Here is a 19,600-nt window from a genome sequence, read left to right on the forward strand (position 1 = left end):
TCCTTTAATGGATAGGGTCAGCGGAATTAGTAGAGTCGGCAGGCACAATGCCAAGGATGTGCTCCAGGGTATCGAGCAGCTCATGCGGCATGGTCGACACCACATGAACCTCGGCGCCGCGACTGGTAAGGCTTGCGAGTAAATCGTCACGATGATACTCGTCAAGCGTCATGCCGTCAGCGTTGAACATGAGCTTAGGCACAAAGAGCATAACCCCCGACAGGTCTTGCGGCAGCTGCTCCAGGATATCGCTCGCGACGATGAGGCCGGTCACGTCCACGTTACCGCCAAAGTAGCGGTTCTTGATGGCCGTGACGGTGCCGGAAAGGCCCTGTGGAGACTCCACGAAGCGCGCCACGGTATCGCGAGCGCTGGCGCCCGAAAGACATACTAGGCGCTGGTTGCGGGCGGTCATAGCCTTGCGAACGCGGGCAAGGCGCTCAGCGTCGGCGGCAAGGACATCGTCTGTCTCGTCCAGATACGAGCGGATCATGCCGATGCCGTCGTAGTACTGCGGGTAGCCGTCGTAAAAGTCTGCCTCGGGCGGATCGATGCCGGCGTCCAGGTAGAACTCGTCGCTCATCTGGAAGGTGTGGCGGCCAAAGCGCTCGTACGCGCGGTCCTGGAAGGGCCGAATCATGGCAATGGTCTCGCGCGCCAGCTCGGGCTTGTCGCTGTAGGACCAGCTAAAGCGGTTCTGGTGCTTGGTAAAACCGAGCGGCACAATGCCCAGGCTGGTGATCTGCTCGTGCTCCTCGCAAAAGCGTAAGGTCTTTTCCAGCTCCTCGCCGTCGTTCATGCCGGGGCACAGCACAATCTGCGCATGAATCTCGATGCCGGCGGCCATGATGGCCTCGAGCACGTCCATGCCGCGCTGGGCGTTGCGGCCCATCATGCGGCGGCGGACGTCGGGGCTCACGGCATGGACCGACACGTTCATCGGACTCATGTTGCGATTGATAACGTTTTGCACGTCCTCGTCGGAAAGGTTCGTGAGCGTGACAAAGTTACCCTGTAAAAAGCTCAGGCGATAGTCGTCGTCGCGAATGTAGAGCGTGGAGCGGCCGCCCTTGGGCAGCATCGTCATAAAGCAGAACACGCAGGCGTTTACGCAGGTACGCATGCCGTCAAAGATGGGGCCGTCGAACTCAAGACCCCAATCCTCGCCGGGAAAACGGTCGAGCTCCACGGGGGTGACAGTGCCGTCGCGCGGGTCGAGAACCTCCAGCTCGACGGTATCGTCGTCTGCTTCCCAAAGCCAGACGATCATGTCGGTGAGTTGCTCGCCGTTGACCGTGAGCACGCGCATGCCCGGCTCGATACCCACATCCCATGCGGGCGATTCGGGACGCACGTTCTTTACGAGCGCGCCCTCACCCGGCTCGGGGTCGCGGCTGCGCCCGTAATCGGCCACTTCGGTGGCGTATGCGGGTACGGTCTGGTCCATGATTAGCGGCAAAGCTCCTTGATGCGCGCAACGGCGCGTTCGATGTGTTCTTGCGGGGTGGAGGCTCCGGCGGTGATGCCAATGTGGCGCGCGTTGGCAAACCATGCGGCCTCAAGCTCGGAAGCTTCCTCAATGTGATGCGTGTGCTCGCAGACGTCAGCACAAATCTGCGCCAGGCGGCGCGTGTTGCCCGAATTCTTGCCGCCCACGACGACCATGCAATCACAGCGGTTGGCGAGGGTTGCGGCTGCCTGCTGCCGTTCGCTCGTGGCGGCGCAGATGGTGTTGATCACGCGCAGTTCCTGCACGCGCGGGGTGATGGAGGCCACAACCTCGGCCAGGTTCTGCGCAGTTTGGGTGGTCTGCACAACCAGGCCCACCTTGCCCTTGAGCGGCAGCGCGTCCGCATCGGCGGCGCAGCTCACGACTAGAGCGTCATCCCCGGCGTGGCCCAGAATGCCCTCGACCTCGGGGTGGCCCGGTTCGCCCACGACGATCACGCGGTAGCCCTCGCGCACCAGGCGCTCGGCCGCCACATGGACCTTCTTCACGTAGGGGCAGGTGGCGTCGACCACGGTAAGGCCGCGCTCACGAGCGACGTCAATGACCTGCGGCACCACGCCGTGCGCGCGGATGATCACGGTGCCCGATGCGGCGTCGTCCAGGGTCTCGGCCAGACCGACGCCCGCCTCGGCAAGCTCGCGCACCACGATGGGGTTATGGATGAGCGGACCCAGGGTGTGGACCTGAGCGTTCTCCCCCGCCTGTGGGGCTGCCGCCAGGGCCATATCGAGCGCACGCTGCACGCCGTAGCAGGTGCCGGCGTGGGCGGCGATTTCGATGATGGGGGCGTCTGCCTTGCCGAGCACAGCCTCGGCGGTGTTTATAACTTCCTCGCCCATGGCTAGAACCTGCCAGGATGCTCGGCGCACAAGTCATCGCGCATGGCGTAGACACGATTCATGGCTTCGGACTCAAACCATGCCAGGCGCTCCTTGCGTTTAAGCTCGGCCGGTGCGTCGGATAGCGAGATGGCCTTGCCGGCACGGATCCAGCACTTTTTGGGGCGCATGAGCTTTTTGCCCTTAGGCGTAATGTCGGACCAACCACAGATGGCGAGCGGGTTGACGGGTGCCTTGCCCATCTGGGCGATGAGCGCAAAGCCGCCGTGGACCTCGGGCTTGATCTCGCGCGAGCGGATGCGTGTGCCCTCGGGGAAGATCAGAACGTCCTCACCGCGCTGCAGCGCATGCTGGGCGGCACGCAGACACTTCATGTCGGCGGTGCCGCGCTCGACGGGAATACCGCCCACGCGGCTAAAGGCCCAGCGCACGATCTTGCTCTTGGCGAACTCAGATTTAAAGATAGGGCGCACACGGCGGTCGCCGAAGAACAACGCCGTCTCAACGGCCAGCAACTCGGCCATTGAGGTGTGGTTGCAGATGACCACACTGCCGCGGCCTTCCTGGCGCTCAAACAGCAGGTCGCTGTCCTCGACCTTCCAGCGCCACATGAGCTTGGAGAAGACCCACAGGATGCCCATGACCACGGCGACGGTGCCGCGGATGAGCGCCGGGAATTCGGCGTAGGGGGCGTTGTAGTAATCCTCGGGCGTCTGCTTAAACAGGCGCATGGGCTACCTCCTTTGGTTGATGAGGTCCTCGATGATCGAGACGACCTCGTCGATGGTGTGGGCGGTGGAGTCGACGTGCACGGCGTCCTCGGCGGGAATGAGCGGCGCGACCTCGCGGCTGCTGTCGAGCTTATCGCGCTGCTTGAGGGCGTCGAGGGTCTCGTCGACCTCGGCCTCGAGCTGCTCGGTGGTAAGCGGCTGGGCGTCGTTTTGGTGGCGCTGCAGCACGCGGCGGCGGGCGCGCTCACGCGGGTCGGCGGTCAGGAACACCTTGACCTGCGCGTTGGGAAACACGACGGTGCCGATGTCGCGACCCTCGGCGACAATGTCGCGGTCCTCGGCGGCGCGGCGCTGATGGATAAGCATGGCGGCGCGCACACCCGGGTAGGCCGAGACCTTGGACACGTTGGCGTCAACCTGCGGGGTGCGGATGGCGGCCGAGGCGTCCTTACCGTCGATGGTCAGACGCGTGTCCTCGCCGGTGCCGTTGGTAAAGCGAATCTCGATCTGCTCGGCGAGGGCGTCGATGGCCGCCTCGTCATCCAGGTCGATGCCGCGGTCGAGCGCGGCGAAGGTGACGGCGCGATACATGGCGCCCGTGTCGAGCTTGTTAAAGCCCAGCTGGCGGGCGATCTCTTTGGCGATGGTGGACTTGCCGGACCCGGCGGGGCCGTCGATGGCGACGATCATGCAATGCTTCCTTTCGGTGGTTGACGTACTGGTATGGGACGCAGGCGTTGGGGCGTGGCGGACTGACTAGCCCGTGTAGCGCTCGCGGTAGGTGTTGCGCTTGGGCGCGGAACCGTGGCTGCCGTGGTGACGCGTGCGGCTCGCTGTGTTGGTCGCCGGCGCGGCGCCCCGCTTGGAGCTGGCCTGCTTGGGCGGGATGCCGCCGGCCTTGAGAATCTGCACCTCGCGGTCGGTGAGCTCGCGCCACGAGCCCTTAGCCACGTCCTTGAGCTCCAGACCGGCAAAGTTACAGCGGTGCAGGCGGATCACGGGGTGGTGGATCTTGCTCAGCATGCGCTTGACCTGGTTCTTGCGGCCCTCGCGGATGATGACCTCAACGGCGGTGGTACCGGGCTTGACACCTTGCGGAGCTACGGCCTCGGCCTCGCGCGCGTTGATGACGCGGCAGATTGCCGGCTGACACAGGCCGTCGTCGAGCTCAATGCCACGACGGAGTGGCTCCAAGTCGCGGTCGGACAAGTCTCCGTCAACGAGCGCCTGGTAGGTCTTGTAGACGTGCTTGCTGGGGTGCAGCAGGTCCTGCGATAGGTCGCCGTCGGTGGTAAAGAGCAAAAGGCCCGTTGTGTCGCGGTCCAGGCGGCCCACCGGGAACAGGCCCGGAAAGCGGTCGCGGGGAACCAGGTCCGCCACACAGGGACGCTCCTGCGGGTCGCTCATGGTGGTGAGGTAGCCGGTCGGCTTGTAAAGCATCAGGTACACGGCGCCCTGGTTGAGCTTGACGGGCATGCCGTCGACCTCGATATGGTCGCGGTCCACATCGACCTTGGTGCCCAGCTCGGTCGCGATCTGGCCGTTGACGGTCACGCGGCCGGCAGTCATCAGGTCTTCCGATCCGCGGCGGCTCGCCACGCCCGCGCGCGCCAAAAAGCGCTGCAGGCGCATGGTGTGCGGGTAGACGGGCTGGGCGTCGCCCGCGGGCGTTGTGGCGCCCGCGGCACGTGAAGTGCGCGTCTCCCCTGCTTCGTTAGTTTTCGTCATGCATATCCTCCGAGGTAACACCTGTGGGCAGAAGCTCCTCGCCATCGGTGTCCTCAATATCGGTATCGATCAGTTCGCGCTCTTCGTCCAGGTCCTCAGCCTGCTCCTCGAGCGTAGACTGAATGCTGCGGCCGCTCAGGCGCTCGCGGATAAACTGGCGCGACTGCTCGTCGGGGGCAAACTGCTCCAGATCGGGCAGGTCACGGGTGGAGCGCAGACCGAACTTCTCCAAAAAGGCGTTGGTCGTGCCGTAGATGATTGCCTGTCCGCGCTGGGGGTCGCGGCCGAGCTCGCGCACCAGACCCTTGTCAACGAGCGACGCGATGACGCCGTCGGAGTTGACGCCGCGGATGCCCTTGACCACCTCTCGCGTGACGGGCTGATGGTAGGCGATCACGGCCAGGGTCTCGAGCGCCGCCTGCGACAGCTTTTGCGTGTCCCAGCTCAGCACGTAGGCCTCGACCACGTCGTGGTAGGCGGGATGAGTAAACAGACGCCAGCCGCCGGCGACCTCGCGCAGCTGAAAGCCGCGGTTGGCCTCCTCGTACTCAACCTTGAGCTCGGCCAAAAGCGACGCGCACTCGCCCGGGGCGATATCCAGCGCACCTGCCAGCGCGGGTGCGCTGACGGGGTCGCTCGACACCAGCAGCAGTGCCTCGAGGGCGCCTTTGAGGCTGTTTGCCTCTAGCGTGGAAAGGGTTGACATGGTTGCCGCTCCTATTCGGTGAGCTCGGGGCCCTCGCCGGGTACGTATGCCTCGGCGCCCTCGACGCGGTTGATTTGAATGGATCCAAAGATCTCGTCCTGGCTCAGCGTGAGCGATCCGCGCTTGGCGAGCTCGAGCATGGCCAGGAAGGTGACGACGAGCTGCTCGGTGGTGGCGTCGCCGTCCAACAGCTCGCGGAAGGTGCAGGTTTGGTGCGCCATGGTAAAGCGGTCGACCGATGCCACCGTCAGGTCGAGCGGCACGCGATGCGGCGCCACGTGCTCGGCCTCCAGCAGGAAGGTCTGGCGCTTGCCGTCCAGGTCGGCGCAGATGACGGCGAGGCCGCGCAGCGTGATGCCAGCCAGATAGTCGGGCATAAGGCCCAGGAACTCGGGGTCGGGGCCGGCCACGCGCGGATGCATGCGGCTCTCGGCCTGCATGCGCGCGCCAAGGGCCGCCGCCGCGCCCTTAAACTGCTTGTAGGCGATCAGGCGCTGAATCAGGACCTCGCGCAGGGCATCGCCGTCGAGCGCGCTGAGTTCCTCGAGGTCTTCGTCGTCCTCGTCATCGTCGACGGATTTGCTGGGGGCCTCCTGGGGTACCAGCGAGGCGGCCTTGATGTCCAAAAGGGTTGCCGCAACCAGCAAAAAGTCGCTCGCCACGTCCAGATCCAGCGCCTCAATGCGCTCGACCTCTGCTAGGTACTGCTCGGCCACCTCGCTGATTGAGATGGCGCCGATATCTACTTTTTGGCGGGTTACCAGCTGCAGCAGCAGGTCGAACGGTCCGCTGTAGACCTGCGTCGACACGCGATACGACATCTTCGACCTCCTTTGACGGCGCCTTCACGGCGCGGTTTGGGTGCATGTTACGACCGTTTTGCACGGTCGACCTGTAAGTTTACCCTAGATGCCGGCGATTGCGAAGTTGAGCAGCCGCTCAGCCAGCGGATACACGGTAACGTCGAAATAGCGGCCGATCACGTCGATGCCGGTCCACATGGGCAGCAGGTACAGCACCAGGATGAGGATGGGCATGGCGTATTGCTGCAGGCGGTAGTAGTTTGCGAGTGCCTTGCCCTTGAGGAAGGGCACGATGATCGATGAGCCATCGAGCGGCGGAATCGGGATGAGGTTAAAGAACGCGAGCGATAAGTTGACCACGATAAAGGTGGCGCCGAAGTTCATGATTTGGGACGCCACGGCAAAGGACATGCTGGCGTAGAGATTGCCGTACGCTGCGTGCATGAGGGCTGCGGCCAGGCACGCAAGCGCGATATTCGATGCGGGGCCGGCCGCGCTCACCAGGACCTCGTCGCGCTTGGGGTGCTTGAGGTTGTTGAGGTAGACGGGCACTGGCTTGGCGAAGGCGAACACCGGGCCGCCGGCGGCAAGCATGAGCAGAGGCAGGATGATGGTGCCAAACGGGTCGATATGGTTGAGCGGGTTGAGCGAGACGCGGCCACGGGAGCGGGCCGTCTTGTCGCCAAGCGCCCAGGCCGCGGCTGCGTGCGCGCTCTCGTGGATAACGATGCCTACGATGACGGCGACCGCGCTGGCGAGTAGGTTCATGAGGTAGCTGCCGGACATGTCGATCCCCTAGCGGACGCGGCGCGAGGCGCGCGTGAGCAAGTAGTCGGCCACAAACAGGATGACGGCCACGATGGCGTAATCCAAGCGGAACACGCCGCCAAAAGGTGAGGTGATGACGCCATAGCCGGCAATGGCGCTCGGCAGTGCGCGAGAAAGCTCAACGACAAAGCCCACGATCTGCAGCTTGGCGGTGAGGCCGCTAAAGCACAGCAGCACGGTCATCGCGCTCATAAAGATGCCGCAGATGCGACAAGCGATGGCGATGATGCTCATCGCCACGGCAGCGGCCTTACGAGAGTTCACGCGCGGTCTCCTCTTCGATCTGGGTGGAAAGCTCCAGCCATTCGTCTTCGAGCTTGGGCAGCTCTTGCTTAAGGCCGTTATATTCCCCCAGCGCGGCGTTGAACTTATCCTGATCGGCATAAAGCTCTTCGCTCGCCATCAATTCCATAAGCTCGTCATAGCGGGCACGCTTTTTGTCCAGCTCTGCCTCGATCTTCTTGAGCTGGTTGCGCACGCCCTTGAGCTTTTTGTTGAGTGCGGCACGGGCCTGGGCCTCGGCGCGCTTTTGCTCCTTGGTCTTTTTGCCCTCGGCAGGCTTGGAAGCGGTGGCGGGGGTGTCGGGCTGGGCCGCGGTGACCTTGGCGGACTTGGTCGCGGCCGGTGCACTCTCCCCTGCCGCCTCGGCGGCGGCGCGGGCTGCGAGGTCCTCGCGCTTGTAGAGGTAGTAGTCGTAGTCGCCGTCATAGACCGTGACCTTGCCGTCGCGGATGTCGATCACGCGGTTGGCCACGGCGCGCACCAGGTGCTCGTCGTGGCTGATTAGCACGATGGTGCCGGGGAAGTTTTGCAGGGCGTTCTCGAGCATGTCCACCGAGTCGATGTCCAGGTGGTTGGTGGGCTCGTCCAGGCACAGGAGCGCCTCGGGGGCCACGAGCATCTTGGCGAGCGCCAGACGCGCCTTTTCGCCGCCGGAGAGGACGCGAACCTGTTTCTCGATGGAATCGTTGTCGCTAAACAGGAAGGCGCCCAGCAGGCTGCGCTGCTGCGGCACGGTCCACTTGGGCGTGACGGTGTCGATCTCTTGCAGGACTGTGTTGGACTCGGTCATGCCCTCGAGTGCGTGCTGGGCGTAGTAGGCCACGCCCACGTTGGTGCCCAGTTCGCGGGTGCCGGTGGTGGGTGGCTCCAGGCCGGCGAGGATCTTCATGAGCGTGGACTTGCCGGCGCCGTTGGGGCCGACGAGCGCCACGTGCTCGCCGCGGTAGAGCTTGAGGTCGATGTCGCTGTAAATGTGCTTATCGCCGTATGACTTGGAGACGCCCTCGAGGCCCACGACCATGTCGCCGGAGCGCGGCGGGTCGGGGAACTTAAAGTCGATGTGCTTGTGGCCCTCGGGCAGGATGACGAGCTCCTTTTTGATCTGCTCGATCTTGCGGATGCGCTCCTGGGCCTGGGCGGCCTTGGTGGGCTTGTAGCGGAACTTGTCGACGAAGACCTGCATGTGGGCGATGTCGCGCTCCTGGGCGGCGCGCTTGGCGCGCATCTGCTCCAGGTTGTCCTCGCGCTGCTTGAGGTAGCTGCTGTAGTTGCCGGTGTAGGTGGTCACGCGGCGGTTCTCGAGCGCGGCGACGTGGTCGACGCAGGCGTCCATGAAGGCGCGGTCGTGGCTGACGATGAGGACGGCGCCGTCGTAGTTGGCAATAAAGCCGCGCAGCCACTGGACGCTCTCGAGGTCCAAGTGGTTGGTGGGCTCGTCCAGAAGCAGCAGGTCGGGGTGGCGCAGGAAGAGCTTGGCGAGCGCGATGCGCATCTGCCAGCCGCCCGAGAACTCGGAGCACGGGCGCTCAAAGTCGGTGACCTTAAAGCCCAGACCGGATAGGATCTTACGGGCGTTGCTCTCGAGCTCGTAGCCGCCCAGGTGCTCAAAGCGGTCCTGGACCTGGCCATACTCGTTAAGGAGTGCGTCGACGTCCTTCCCCTGTTCGGAGAGCTCGGTGATCTGGGCCTGCAGCTCGTTGGCGCGCTCGCCCATGCGGCGGATTTCCTTGGCAGCGGCCATGACCTCGGCGAGAATGGTGGTGTCCTTTTGCTCCAGGTTGGTTTCCTGCTCTAGGTAGCCCACCTGGCAGTCCTTGGCGTACTGGACCTGGCCGGCGTCTGGGCTGTCGATGCCCATGATGATTTTGAGCATGGTGGTTTTGCCGGCGCCGTTGGGTCCCACGAGCGCGAAGCGCTCGCCGGGGTTGATCTGGAAGGACGCGCCGCTAAAGAGGACGCGTGCGCCGAAGCTTTTTTCGATCTTGTCGACCAGGAGGATCATGGTGCCGCCTTTGACCTTGTGTGCCAATATGAAAAAAGGCCCCAACTTGCGTTGGAGCCTCATTCAATGCTCGGGTGGAGACGAGGGGGATCGAACCCCTGACCTCTTGACTGCCAGTCAAGCGCTCTCCCTGCTGAGCTACGCCCCCGTGCGAAGAAGTACTATACGGGAACTCGGACCACGATGCAAGGACAATTTTGGAAAAACTTTCCGCCGCGGCGTCCCGGCAGCCGACCCGGGGCGCCCGGAAGCTGGCAGGACGGCCTTCTATCGACCGATATGTAAGCTATATAAAAGAAAGAATAAAAGAAAGAAGGCCAGACATAGTGCCTGGCCTTCTGGAAATTCTGGTGGGCCCTCCGGGATTCGAACCCAGAACCCAGGGATTATGAGTCCCCTGCGCTAACCGTTGCGCCAAGAGCCCTTGTAGTTAGTGGCTGTGATAGTAATGTCGGCTATCCATTTGCATTAGTTTTGCACCACGAGGAGAAATACTACCATGCACGCGACGGTCGTTCAACGCACGATCTTGTCGACCAGGAGGATCATGGTGCCGCCTTTGACCTTGTGTGCCAATATGAAAAAAGGCCCCAACTTGCGTTGGAGCCTCATTCAATGCTCGGGTGGAGACGAGGGGGATCGAACCCCTGACCTCTTGACTGCCAGTCAAGCGCTCTCCCAGCTGAGCTACGCCCCCGTGCGAAGAAGTACTATACGGGAACTCGGACGGCGATGCAAGGACAATTTTTGAAAAAGTTTTCGCGACGTCCCGGTGGCCGAACGGGAAGGCGGCGGCATGTGCCCGCGGGGAGCTTTACGGCCAGGACGACGGCCAGCGGGTAAGTACCGGAAGTAAACCAAACGCTGACCAAAAAAACGGAAGATAACGTCAGTAAATGAAGCGCGCACGTGAAGCGCGTTCAAAAAACGGCGTCTCGGACAACATGGATTCGATTGTGATGTCAGTTTTGATGCCATCTTTGGTGTCAAAAAGAAAAAGGCCAGAGGCTTAACACCTCTGACCTGCGCTTTAGATGGTGGGCGATACAAGATTCGAACTTGTGACCCCATCCGTGTGAAGGATATGCTCTACCCCTGAGCCAATCGCCCGTCGCCTTTCGGCAAAAGAGATACTATCATAGCCGCGCGTGGTTTACCAAGTACTTTTTGCCCACGATTTTAAATTAGTGGGCGTTGGCCGCTCTGGCGCAGTCCAAATAAACAGCAAACCAGCAGCTCAACGCGCCTTTATCGCTTGATCCACGAGGTCTCGGGGCGGCAGATGAGTCGCGCATTGTTGTAGGCCATCTCGAGCGTGAGACAGGTGCGCGCGGCGTAGAAGCCGTCCTCGCGTTGGATGGTCAGCGCCAGCTCGGGCTTGTCGCCGGTTAGGCACAGCGGCAGAAGCAGTTGAATCCGGCCACCGTAGAACTGCGGCACGGCGAGCGTGTAGTTGGCGGCGGCGCGGCGGGCGGCCTCGACGACGGCGCCCTCAAAGGCGCGGCGCAGCAGCAGCGAGTTGCCCTCCCCCATCAGGCTGGCGGGGATGCGCGTGAGGTTTTCCTCGTCGCCCAGGATGTGGTCGATGTTGGAGCGGATCGGCAGACGGTAGTCAAAGACCAGCTCGGAGGGGTCCTCGGTAAAGCGCACACGGCACGGCAGGTACTCAAACGAGACCAGCATGGGGTCGCTTTCCTTAAAGAAGCCCTTCAAAAACCAGCGCCGCCGCGCGTCGGGCCTGGTGTTGGGCTCAAACAGGCCGTAGATGGTCTCGTAGCGGCGCGTGTACAGGCCGGTGTTGAACAGGCAGCGGTCGCCGTCGAACACCAACGGCAGGTTGGACGGCGCGGTCTGGTTCACGTCGCGTTCGGTCAGAAACACCGCGCGGCTAAACGAGAACGACAGGTAATTCTTAAGGATACGGTTGTTGGGACCCCAGTCCTCGGGATCGGCGAGGTCTACCAGGCGGTCGTAACAGGGCTCGGGGCAAAACGCAAAGTCGTAGACATTGCTGCACAGGGTGTTGGGGATCTCCATGTGGCGTCCAATCCAATTGATAGCTGGCGGGCGGATGCTTTGATTCTATACGGGCGACACGTCGCCGGTACGCGCAACGCAATTGCATCGAGGTTTTTTGGCGAGTTAGGCCATCGCCGGCGTGATAAGGTTGGCCCCTCGGTACGGGCGTCGATCGTGCAGCCGTCGACCACCAGCGCTTGGGATACCAAAGGAGCCGCGTCAGCCAAGGCTGCATCAGCTCTGGCGCTGTCTGAAGATACGCAACGCTTTCTCTAGCTCAGGAATATCATCGACGATAACTTTCCATGCAAGGGATCGATCGACTTCTCGATATCCATGTGCTACGTATCCATGTGCTACGAAATTTCGAAAACCCCCAATATCGTTCCAAGGATACTCCGGAAAAGCCGATTGGATCTCATCGGAAAGATGGAGTGCATCCTCGGCGATTCTGTAGACGGGGCTCATGATCGCGTCGTAAGCAAGCTCACCTTCCTCGCTCCGATCGCTAACGAAAGAGTTTTCCGTGGCATCAAAATAATCGATTCGTCTAGCCAGAGTTTCGCAATCGGAAAGAATGACCCCGATGAGCTCCTCGTCCCGTTTAGCCGCTTCATAGAGACGCACCTCATCCTTTTCAATGCTCTTGCGAAATGCAGGGCGCATATGCTCGGGAGGGTTGGTGACAATCTCAACATCTCGCCCGAGCTCTTCTTCGAGCTCAAGGGAGAGTTCGTATAGCGTGCCGAACGTCATTGTTTCACCGCAGACAAGACGCAAATCAATATCGCTATCTGGCGTTTGCTCGCCACGGGCGAAGGAGCCAAATAGGTATGCCTCGCGGACGTCGTAACGAGACAGCACACGAGAAACAGCAGCGGATATGTCGACAAGCGTAATCATGTCTCAATTTTACTTACCGATTGAAAGGATGGCAATCGCCATGCGCCCGTTCCACAGGCCGGTGATTAGAGAGGGGCTGTATCCGGTAGTATGCGGCAAAATCTGAAGATGCCATACGCGAGGGAGATTGGCAAAGTCTCTAACCGTGGTATTGTTGACAAAAATCGGGTTGTGCTCAGGGATTGCTAATTTTTCCTCGCGCTTCCGAAATATAGGCATTTTGGCAGCGATCTGAGGTGCCTTTGAGCGCCATGCCGATGTCGCCGAGCCAAGAGCAATTGGTTAACGGACAAGCTGGGGCACGCGTTCTAGTATTTCAATAGCCAATGCCGAGGGGACACGTTAAGATGAAGCCAGTAAACCCGCCCGGCCCCTGCTTAGCATGCACACTGGCGGGTCTTTTTTCAAATTCTAGGAGCCGAGATGAAGTACGAGAAGCCATTCCTCACCTACGACGAGCAGGCGGACCTGCTGATCTCGCGCGGCCTCATGGCAGACCGAGAAGAACTCGTCGGCAAGCTCGAGCGCGTGGGATAACAGCAGGCACGCTCGGAGTTAGCGCCAAGGTGGCCGAATCCTGGCTCGTGGCGCTCAACACTGTGAGGAACTGCTGTGCCCACCATAGCCGCCTCTGGAACAAGACGCTCGGCGCCAAACCCATGATCCCAAGGGATGACACCGCCTGGCACGAGCCCCACGAGGTCGGCAACCACAAGATGTTCGGCACGCTCACTGTACTCGGCTACATGCTCGAAACCATCGCGCCGGCCACCTCATGGAGGTCGCGCCTCCTCGATCTCATGGAAGAGAGGCTGCCTCGCGAGGAATGGCGAGCCATGGGCTTCGGAGACGGGTTGATTTCCGATCTCAGCCGAACACATTGATCGGATAGGCCGTTTCCGTAGCCAGCCGAACCCCCCCCGAGTCCCCTCCCGGGACTCGGGGGCGGCATTTTCCCAGTTGAAGGAACGGTGGAGATGCTTTTCGATGGGTCCGGTGGCCATGCTCCGCCCTCCGCCCGGCACCTCTTCCCAGACTCAGCCGGACGGTCGCCCCGCCTATTCCGTTTTCCCCTTCAGGCTAGGACAGCGGGGCATCGCCCCTCTATGCGCGCGCGCCCTATCAGCCCCGGCGTCAGGTCGAGCTCGCCGAGCGGCACGTCCTCCACGCCGTAGGCCCTCGGCAGCTCCCGGCCGTCCCGTGGACACTCCAGCCCTTGATGTATTCGTTGATGTACTACAGAATTCGTCCGATGTCTTCAGACATCGGCTGCTCCCTCTTAGTAGCCAGAGTCGTAGCGCTGCGCAGCGATGACCTTCTCGATCTCGGCGAGGCCGAGGAAGCGGTCGCCGAGCATATGCTTGCGCCAGAGGGGCCTGAAGCAGTGAAGCATGCGGCGGTACATCTCGAGGCGGGGACCATGCGAGTTCCCGCCATCCGAATACTTCCTTAGAGGCTCCGCGAGCTCCTCATAGCGCTTGTCCGCAAGGAGGTGCTTCACGTAGCCGGCGAGACGCCCCTCCTCCATGTCGTTGTAGTCGAAGCCTTGAGGCGAGATGTCGCGCTCGTCCACCTCGGCCTTCTCATCTTCAGGCAGGTCCTCGTATGAGGCCCTGAGGACGCCGAACATGTCGAGGATGTCGTACAGCTCCTCGCAGCGGGAGTTGGGAATCTCCGGTCGAAGCACGGCGAATGCCTCCGGGTACTCGCGCACGTAGCCCTTCTCGAATATCTGTGCATTGCGCTTGTGGTAAGCGGCATCCTCCTCATACTCCGAGAGGGCGGCAAGGATGAGCTCCTGGTCGCGGAGGATGAGGCGGTTGACCGGCGCTATGGTCAGCGGGGCCATCTCCTCGGGGTAATCAGTGCGGGGGCTGCCCACAATTGATTCGAGGGCTTCGGTGACCACTCCTGAGATGGTGCCACCCGATTCGTGGGCCAATCCCTCGAGTTTGGCCTTGAGGTCATCACTGACTCGGATAGAGATGGTTGCCATTGTCTACCTCCTTAATGGTGTCCTACAGTCATGTATTACTGTATTACACTTACACGGTGACGTCAAATAGTCGGAGCCTGCCGGTTTGTGACCGGCCTGGAGAATGCTCGCAGCGGCAATCGTTGCGGGCATTTATCTTGCCCGCACGGGATGCGGGAGGTTCAGACGTGGAGTCCTCCAATCTCCCGGGGCCGGCTGATTCGGCCCTCAGGGCATCGGATTCCCACATTCATCCGTACATGTACGGATGAATGTGGGAGGTGTTCGGATGAAGTTGATATACAAGGGGCTTCGGAGACAGTTGGGGGAAGTGCCCTGTCTGGTTAAAGTGGCTAATCAACGAAAAGGCCGATGAATGCTTCAACGAAGAGACCCATCAGAACGAAGGGCAGCAGGACTAGACAAAGGGGCGCGGTCAGCAGCGTGGTCATGCCCAATGGCAGCGCTTGTTGCGGCTGCTCGCGCGTTATGCCAGGATCTCGTGCACGCGCTTCTGCACCGTCGAGTAAAGGCTACGAACGAGGTGGGGCACGCTATGGCTGTCATATATTTGGTAACTAAAACTGTCCGTTCAATAGCAGGGGCGCGCCGGCGTTAGCCGGTGCACCCCTGCTTTGGGAAACATGAAACCCGCTTTTAATCGGTTGCCCGCTTAGCTCAAAGCAAGAACAACCGCCACGACAATGCATGCGATACCGAGCAGCGGCGTGCGGCACCCAGAAGCGCTGCTCCCAGCAGGTGTAGCGAAGGCCAAGGCGCCCCTTATCGCACGGTCAACCCAAAACAGGACAGGGGTCCAGAAATTCTGGACCCCTGTCCTGCAGTAACCCGAAATGAACGGCCTGCATCTTTCTAGGTTTTGTCATTCGACGGAACTACCGAAACACCAGATCAAGAGACGACCTCACATCAAACGTTTCGGCAATGCCGGTACTGGACGCAAGGGTACCGTTATAGAAAAACTCGCTTGCACCCTCCCGGTAAAGGTTCCGATACTCCGCCATCGCCTCAAACCCAAATTTCTCAAGCAGGGGAGATAGGGACGGCATTACCTCCTGGGGAACCGTTATAAGAGGCCTCTCATCATCAAGGAGCTCGATGGAGGCCGCGATCAGCGCAGTCCCTACTCCCCGTCCGCGGTGGTTGGCGTCCACGCGCAGCGAGCAAATCTTCTTTTCCGCGCCGTCGTCTTTGACGATACAGATGCCGGCCATTCTGTCTCCCGAGATGGCCTTCAGCACCCATCTGGAGGATCCGATGCCCGGGAGGACCTTCGCACGATACCATCCATCAAACCCCGGATAATACCGCTTGAAGCTGCCGCGGCAAATTGCGTGCAGCCGCCCTACCTCGGTTTTGTTCTCGACGGAAACGATTTTCAGTCTTTCCATGACGACCCCTCCTCTCTCTTCAGATATAGAATACCATTGCGTCAGGGCCGAAAACGTCGGCCATGCGGTTTCCGAACTCTGAACACACCGAACACAACGAGGAGAACGGCGCACGCCGCGAGGCTGGCGCCAGAAGCTCCGATTGCCCCAAGCCAAGTCAAATCGCAGAGCACGGTCGCAAGTACGTTGGTAAACACGGAAAACGCAGTCAGGAAGAGTAAATACAGGGCGATCGTACCCCAATTGCACACCGAATAGCTCAGCTTGAGGTACATCTTGTAACCGTCCCCTGGCCTGTTGATCTTTTTCTTCCAATGCCATGCCACCACGTCAGAGGCTGAGAGCCCCTCTGGCAGGTAGCCTCCCCACACGCTATCCCCTTCCAGCAGACGTTTTTCATGAAGGTCCTCGAAGGACTCAACGGCAACGCTCGTCCGCGCCATGAGGAGGGTGTGCACGGTGACGGATTTAAGAGGATAGGCGTCCGGGTCCACGCCGTCGACCTTCTCCCTCATCTCATCGCTCAGCGTCCGGTAGTCGTTGATCCTGAGATCGATCGCCTCCTCCCGGCTGAACGCACTGGTAAACAACCTGTCACGAGAGTCGTTCCGTTTGGCCAAACCGCTATTTTGATCGATGTATAAGCGAAATCTCACGTAAACCCTGCGGGACTCGCCGCCAACCTCTCTCGCAATATGGGGGAAATCTATATTGATGACGGTTGCCGCGCCGCTGTCGCACTCTTCGAACTTCAGCACGTCGCACGACAAAAGGAGAAACGGACCCCTGCTTTCATCGTTCGCAAGATTCACCTCGACATAGCGTGAGGTAAAATCGACTTCGGAAACGCGGCACCGATCGTTGAATATCGCGCCCAGGGTCTCTTTGTTCAGCTTCGGCATCAAATCAGAAAAGCAGCTCTTATCTATTTTGAAGGGGCAGTAAAGGGATATTCCCTTGATAGAATCGAGAATCGAAACGTCTCCCTTCAGGTCTTCGGATTTCTCGTCGCCTTGAGCGGTATCGCCCGCTTTCCCGTCGTCCTGACCATCGGAGCAGGCGGGCGATAGCATCAGGCCGAAATCGAATGCCGTTGTACTCGATTTCCCGTGCTCCAGGCTATCCGCAATCCAGAGATTTATGTTGACCATCGCCTCGATACCCTGGCCGTCGACGCGATCTTTTCCGCCGCCCTCGTTAGGTCGGCACCAAAAAGCGAAGCTATTCATCTTCCTCACTCAGATAGCAAAACGACTGCGGCGGCCTAACGAGACCCACCTTTTCTATTGGAAATGGATGGTCATACGCAACCGGATGGGATAACAGCAACGCGCCGGCCATCTCCATGCCGTAGAAATAACTCTCGAACTCGAATTTGGAAATCCCTCCGAACGAAGACGTCTGCCGCCAGAGCTCCCCCTTTTCCAAAAAGGGCATGGACTCCACCCCCGCCTCGCCGATGATCCTCGAAACGGGAGATGTTGCGTAGATGACGATACCCGATATCGGTTTTGTCGGCAGCCTTCTCCTGTACTCGCATTTCTTCTCTCCCGACAGAATGAGTCGCGCGAATCTCGGATGTATGGAAACTAAGGCTTTCACTGCGGCACCCTCCCTCTATCGACTCAATTATAAAGAGTCGGATCGACGCACGCCGTTCCACAGCCCTTCCTTTAACGAAGGAAAACCGAACACGACGAATCTTCCCATTACAGTCAGAAATGAGCTATTCGATATCTCGTTGATGCATTTCCCCGGTGTCGGATACGATGCAAGCAAGCCCGTCTGGGCCGCCGATCGGGCGTCCCCCCACATTGTAAAATGCGTTCGCTAGAATCGGCTCATTTACCCGTAGAGAGGGCTAGCGCCCATGGTCGACCACGCCGACGTAGCTTGCAATCTCCCCAAGCGCGCACATGAGCTCATCGAAGAAGCCGACCACATCGAATCCAGCTGTAATGCCAGCCTCATTCGATGGGAGTCACGTGCATGGAGACGATGCGGAACAAGCCGTCGTCCCAAACCACGTAGTTGCTGTACGTCTTGCTGCCGTAGTATTTGATTCCGTCGATGCCGGCATGACGGCAGCATTGGGCGACGAAGTTCGGCACGAGGTACTCCGGCGGGATGACCTGGTCGGTGTTGGTGAATGGGAACCGAAGGTACTTCAGGAAGTAGTTTGTCCCGCGGCCCACGCCGGAAAGGTCGATGAGGCGGACGTCGCGCCTGCCCTCTATCTCGGCGACCTGGGCCTCGTCCCCCGAACCGTGCTTCCCAATCTCCTGCATCGCGCCGTGCTCTGTGTCGGAGAAGTAGTAGTAAGCCTTCTGCGGGCCGTTAAACCTTCCCGCTTTCACAAGTAGGCGGGGCGCTTTGACCATGTCGTCCTTAAGGTACGAGGCCGTCCCTGCGGGTTTCAGCCGAGCGTGGTAATAGACCGGCCTGTCGAACGAAATCGCATCCCTCCAGTCCCGAACCGTCTCCCAGATAAGCCTACCGGCCTTGCAATCCCTTGCGAAGGCGGGGTCATCCGAGCAAAGCTGCTGAAGCTTCATCATGTCAACCTCGGTCAGCCCCTCAAGGAAGGACAGGGACGAGGTCAGGACGTTGAACGAGCGAACGCTCGCGGACACCACGCCGGAATCATCGCCGACGCAATTGCAGGGCCCGGGGTCCGTCTCGGCGTCCGCCGCAAGCAGCCTCTTTCCCCTGATGTCGACCGAGACATCCTCGCTAACGGAGAGCCGCTCGAGCGAGACCTTGCTGAGGTTCTTCACGAAGGTCTTGGTACCACGCGGTATCGAGCCGCCGTAGCCGAAATCTCCGAGGGAATCGACAAGCCCGCCGACATTGCCAAGGAGGGCGATGTCGGGACCCCTGACGGTCAGCCCAGAAAGGCTGCTGGCAAGGCTCTCGTAGACGCCGAAGTAGTCTTTAGACGCAAAGCGGTCCGCCATGTCCCGAATGGCGGGGGTCTGGAGCGAGGCCGTACATGCCGCAAGAAGTTCTTGCTGGGCGGAAACAACCTTCATGACCTCGGAAGCTCGATAGGAAGAGAGCCAGCCGCTGGAGTTGATGGAATCGAGGACCGCACGAATGGAGTCGAGGCGGACGCCCGCCGTAATGGACTTGATGCTGTCAACAAAAGTCACGAGGGCCGGCGCCATACTAGCGCAAACCGCCTCGGACGTCTTATGCATCATCTCGGTATATGCGACGGACTCGCTCAGGGCCTTCGCCATGCTGAGCCGCATCGCCTCCGACTCGCGCAGTGCCTCTGAGAGGTCCGTGCGGGCGGATGCAGAATCCTCGCCAGCCCTCATCTCATCTACCGTAGCAATCGACTTCCCTCACCAAATGGCCCGACCTGTCTTCTATCCGAATCGCCATGGCCGCAGCCTGCGTCAGCGGCGACCCGCGACTCGTTTCCCGATTATACCAGCTGCAACCGAGAAGAGCTTTCCCAGGCTCCTGCGCAGGGCAAAAACGAGCACGAAGAAGAGGGCGACTTGGATACCAAGAACGGTCGCGCCTCCTCGATCTTATGGAAGAGAGGCTGCCTCGCGAGGAATGGCGAGCCATGGGCTTCGGAGACGGCCGGGAGAGGCGCCCGCTCTGGTCTAAGTGGTTAGTCAACGAAAAGGTCGATGAAAGCTTCAACGAAGAGAGCCGGCAAAACGAAGGTCGGCAGGACCAGACAAAGGGGCCCGGCCAACAGCGTTGCCACGCCCCATGTCAGCTCTTGTTGCAGCCGCTCGCGCGTCATGCCAGGATCTCGTTTGCGCGCTTCTACACCGTTGAGCCTCACCATGCAGCCGAGACGGACAGAAGACCGTGAGCACGGCGAAGAAGACGCGACTGG

At 60.7% G+C, this 19,600-nt stretch carries 19 protein-coding genes and 4 tRNA genes; 1 reads left to right on the forward strand and 22 read right to left on the reverse strand.

Features of this window, described 5'->3' with window-relative positions; all coding sequences use genetic code 11:
* Window positions 1–4: 4 nt before the first annotated feature.
* The 16 genes from ABHR76_RS01380 to ABHR76_RS01455 form a co-directional block, all read right to left on the reverse strand.
* Window positions 5–1,447 carry a DUF512 domain-containing protein gene (locus ABHR76_RS01380; protein ID WP_346976596.1) on the reverse strand — a complete coding sequence of 481 codons (1,443 nt, stop codon included), beginning with the start codon at window positions 1,445–1,447 and terminating at the stop codon, window positions 5–7.
* Between the two features lie 2 nt (window positions 1,448–1,449).
* On the reverse strand, window positions 1,450–2,349 hold the full coding sequence (locus ABHR76_RS01385; protein ID WP_195544576.1) for a 4-hydroxy-3-methylbut-2-enyl diphosphate reductase: 900 nt from the start codon (window positions 2,347–2,349) through the stop codon (window positions 1,450–1,452).
* Window positions 2,350–2,351: 2 nt separating this feature from the next.
* Window positions 2,352–3,080 carry a lysophospholipid acyltransferase family protein gene (locus tag ABHR76_RS01390; protein WP_346976598.1) on the reverse strand — a complete coding sequence of 243 codons (729 nt, stop codon included), beginning with the start codon at window positions 3,078–3,080 and terminating at the stop codon, window positions 2,352–2,354.
* Between the two features lie 3 nt (window positions 3,081–3,083).
* The gene (gene cmk, locus ABHR76_RS01395; protein ID WP_195241017.1) at window positions 3,084–3,770 is read right to left on the reverse strand and encodes a (d)CMP kinase; all 687 of its coding nucleotides are present in this window, start codon (window positions 3,768–3,770) and stop codon (window positions 3,084–3,086) included.
* A 66-nt stretch (window positions 3,771–3,836) separates the two neighbouring features.
* Entirely contained in the window at window positions 3,837–4,808 is a 972-nt protein-coding gene (locus tag ABHR76_RS01400) for a pseudouridine synthase (protein WP_346976599.1), read from the reverse strand.
* Window positions 4,795–5,514 (reverse strand): SMC-Scp complex subunit ScpB, encoded by a 720-nt coding sequence (gene scpB / locus ABHR76_RS01405; RefSeq protein WP_346976600.1) that lies wholly within the window; start codon window positions 5,512–5,514, stop codon window positions 4,795–4,797. The genes ABHR76_RS01400 and scpB overlap by 14 nt, the downstream gene beginning before the upstream one ends.
* An 11-nt stretch (window positions 5,515–5,525) precedes the next feature.
* The gene (locus tag ABHR76_RS01410; protein WP_346976601.1) at window positions 5,526–6,335 is read right to left on the reverse strand and encodes a segregation and condensation protein A; all 810 of its coding nucleotides are present in this window, start codon (window positions 6,333–6,335) and stop codon (window positions 5,526–5,528) included.
* An 84-nt stretch (window positions 6,336–6,419) separates the two neighbouring features.
* On the reverse strand, window positions 6,420–7,103 hold the full coding sequence (locus ABHR76_RS01415; protein WP_346976602.1) for a site-2 protease family protein: 684 nt from the start codon (window positions 7,101–7,103) through the stop codon (window positions 6,420–6,422).
* 9 nt (window positions 7,104–7,112) lie between these two features.
* A complete protein-coding gene (locus tag ABHR76_RS01420; protein ID WP_164473297.1) occupies window positions 7,113–7,409 on the reverse strand; it encodes a hypothetical protein in 297 nt (98 codons plus the stop codon).
* Window positions 7,396–9,429 (reverse strand): ABC-F family ATP-binding cassette domain-containing protein, encoded by a 2,034-nt coding sequence (locus ABHR76_RS01425; protein ID WP_346976604.1) that lies wholly within the window; start codon window positions 9,427–9,429, stop codon window positions 7,396–7,398. The genes ABHR76_RS01420 and ABHR76_RS01425 overlap by 14 nt, the downstream gene beginning before the upstream one ends.
* Before the next feature lie 75 nt (window positions 9,430–9,504).
* A tRNA-Ala gene (locus ABHR76_RS01430) sits at window positions 9,505–9,577 on the reverse strand.
* Window positions 9,578–9,777: 200 nt separating this feature from the next.
* A tRNA-Ile gene (locus ABHR76_RS01435) sits at window positions 9,778–9,853 on the reverse strand.
* A 200-nt stretch (window positions 9,854–10,053) separates the two neighbouring features.
* Window positions 10,054–10,126, reverse strand: a tRNA-Ala gene (locus ABHR76_RS01440).
* 338 nt (window positions 10,127–10,464) lie between these two features.
* Window positions 10,465–10,539: transfer RNA gene (locus tag ABHR76_RS01445), tRNA-Val, on the reverse strand.
* A 138-nt stretch (window positions 10,540–10,677) separates the two neighbouring features.
* Window positions 10,678–11,466 (reverse strand): DUF3825 domain-containing protein, encoded by a 789-nt coding sequence (locus ABHR76_RS01450; protein WP_346976605.1) that lies wholly within the window; start codon window positions 11,464–11,466, stop codon window positions 10,678–10,680.
* A gap of 216 nt (window positions 11,467–11,682) precedes the next feature.
* Window positions 11,683–12,351, reverse strand: coding sequence for a nucleotidyltransferase domain-containing protein (locus tag ABHR76_RS01455; protein WP_346976606.1), 669 nt, complete (start codon window positions 12,349–12,351; stop codon window positions 11,683–11,685).
* 533 nt (window positions 12,352–12,884) lie between these two features.
* Between ABHR76_RS01455 and ABHR76_RS01460 the strand changes: the two genes are divergently transcribed.
* Window positions 12,885–13,235, forward strand: a complete 351-nt coding sequence (locus ABHR76_RS01460; protein ID WP_346976611.1) for an Abi family protein — start codon at window positions 12,885–12,887, stop codon at window positions 13,233–13,235.
* A gap of 395 nt (window positions 13,236–13,630) precedes the next feature.
* On the opposite strand, the gene ABHR76_RS01465 is transcribed toward ABHR76_RS01460, so the two are convergent.
* From ABHR76_RS01465 to ABHR76_RS01490, 6 genes are all read right to left on the reverse strand, one after another.
* A complete protein-coding gene (locus ABHR76_RS01465; RefSeq protein ID WP_215694544.1) occupies window positions 13,631–14,347 on the reverse strand; it encodes a YfbU family protein in 717 nt (238 codons plus the stop codon).
* Window positions 14,348–15,222: 875 nt separating this feature from the next.
* Window positions 15,223–15,738 carry a GNAT family N-acetyltransferase gene (locus ABHR76_RS01470; protein ID WP_158564859.1) on the reverse strand — a complete coding sequence of 172 codons (516 nt, stop codon included), beginning with the start codon at window positions 15,736–15,738 and terminating at the stop codon, window positions 15,223–15,225.
* Window positions 15,739–15,779: 41 nt separating this feature from the next.
* Complete coding sequence (locus ABHR76_RS01475) at window positions 15,780–16,967, reverse strand: hypothetical protein (protein ID WP_346976607.1); 1,188 nt, start codon at window positions 16,965–16,967, stop codon at window positions 15,780–15,782.
* Window positions 16,960–17,340, reverse strand: coding sequence for an ASCH domain-containing protein (locus ABHR76_RS01480; RefSeq protein ID WP_117794300.1), 381 nt, complete (start codon window positions 17,338–17,340; stop codon window positions 16,960–16,962). Before ABHR76_RS01480 ends, ABHR76_RS01475 begins: the two co-directional genes overlap by 8 nt.
* Window positions 17,341–17,705: 365 nt before the next feature.
* On the reverse strand, window positions 17,706–19,061 hold the full coding sequence (locus ABHR76_RS01485; protein ID WP_346976608.1) for an RES family NAD+ phosphorylase: 1,356 nt from the start codon (window positions 19,059–19,061) through the stop codon (window positions 17,706–17,708).
* A 305-nt stretch (window positions 19,062–19,366) separates the two neighbouring features.
* The coding region (locus ABHR76_RS01490) for a hypothetical protein (RefSeq protein ID WP_346976609.1) at window positions 19,367–19,600 on the reverse strand (234 nt) is incomplete at its 5' end.

This window comes from Collinsella aerofaciens, from assembly GCF_039752985.1.
Taxonomy (GTDB): domain Bacteria; phylum Actinomycetota; class Coriobacteriia; order Coriobacteriales; family Coriobacteriaceae; genus Collinsella; species Collinsella aerofaciens_BT.

What these genes read in the sequence shown, in the direction of transcription:
- ABHR76_RS01465 (WP_215694544.1), bottom strand. Translation starts at nt 14,347, where the DNA reads ATGGCAACCATCTCTATCCGAGTCAGTGATGACCTCAAGGCCAAACTC.
- ABHR76_RS01385 (WP_195544576.1), bottom strand. Translation starts at nt 2,349, where the DNA reads ATGGGCGAGGAAGTTATAAACACCGCCGAGGCTGTGCTCGGCAAGGCA.
- scpB (WP_346976600.1), bottom strand. Translation starts at nt 5,514, where the DNA reads ATGTCAACCCTTTCCACGCTAGAGGCAAACAGCCTCAAAGGCGCCCTC.
- ABHR76_RS01425 (WP_346976604.1), bottom strand. Translation starts at nt 9,429, where the DNA reads ATGATCCTCCTGGTCGACAAGATCGAAAAAAGCTTCGGCGCACGCGTC.
- ABHR76_RS01455 (WP_346976606.1), bottom strand. Translation starts at nt 12,351, where the DNA reads ATGATTACGCTTGTCGACATATCCGCTGCTGTTTCTCGTGTGCTGTCT.
- ABHR76_RS01400 (WP_346976599.1), bottom strand. Translation starts at nt 4,808, where the DNA reads ATGACGAAAACTAACGAAGCAGGGGAGACGCGCACTTCACGTGCCGCG.
- cmk (WP_195241017.1), bottom strand. Translation starts at nt 3,770, where the DNA reads ATGATCGTCGCCATCGACGGCCCCGCCGGGTCCGGCAAGTCCACCATC.
- ABHR76_RS01475 (WP_346976607.1), bottom strand. Translation starts at nt 16,967, where the DNA reads ATGAATAGCTTCGCTTTTTGGTGCCGACCTAACGAGGGCGGCGGAAAA.
- ABHR76_RS01450 (WP_346976605.1), bottom strand. Translation starts at nt 11,466, where the DNA reads ATGGAGATCCCCAACACCCTGTGCAGCAATGTCTACGACTTTGCGTTT.
- ABHR76_RS01410 (WP_346976601.1), bottom strand. Translation starts at nt 6,335, where the DNA reads ATGTCGTATCGCGTGTCGACGCAGGTCTACAGCGGACCGTTCGACCTG.
- ABHR76_RS01390 (WP_346976598.1), bottom strand. Translation starts at nt 3,080, where the DNA reads ATGCGCCTGTTTAAGCAGACGCCCGAGGATTACTACAACGCCCCCTAC.
- ABHR76_RS01415 (WP_346976602.1), bottom strand. Translation starts at nt 7,103, where the DNA reads ATGTCCGGCAGCTACCTCATGAACCTACTCGCCAGCGCGGTCGCCGTC.
- ABHR76_RS01485 (WP_346976608.1), bottom strand. Translation starts at nt 19,061, where the DNA reads ATGAGGGCTGGCGAGGATTCTGCATCCGCCCGCACGGACCTCTCAGAG.
- ABHR76_RS01380 (WP_346976596.1), bottom strand. Translation starts at nt 1,447, where the DNA reads ATGGACCAGACCGTACCCGCATACGCCACCGAAGTGGCCGATTACGGG.
- ABHR76_RS01470 (WP_158564859.1), bottom strand. Translation starts at nt 15,738, where the DNA reads ATGGAAAGACTGAAAATCGTTTCCGTCGAGAACAAAACCGAGGTAGGG.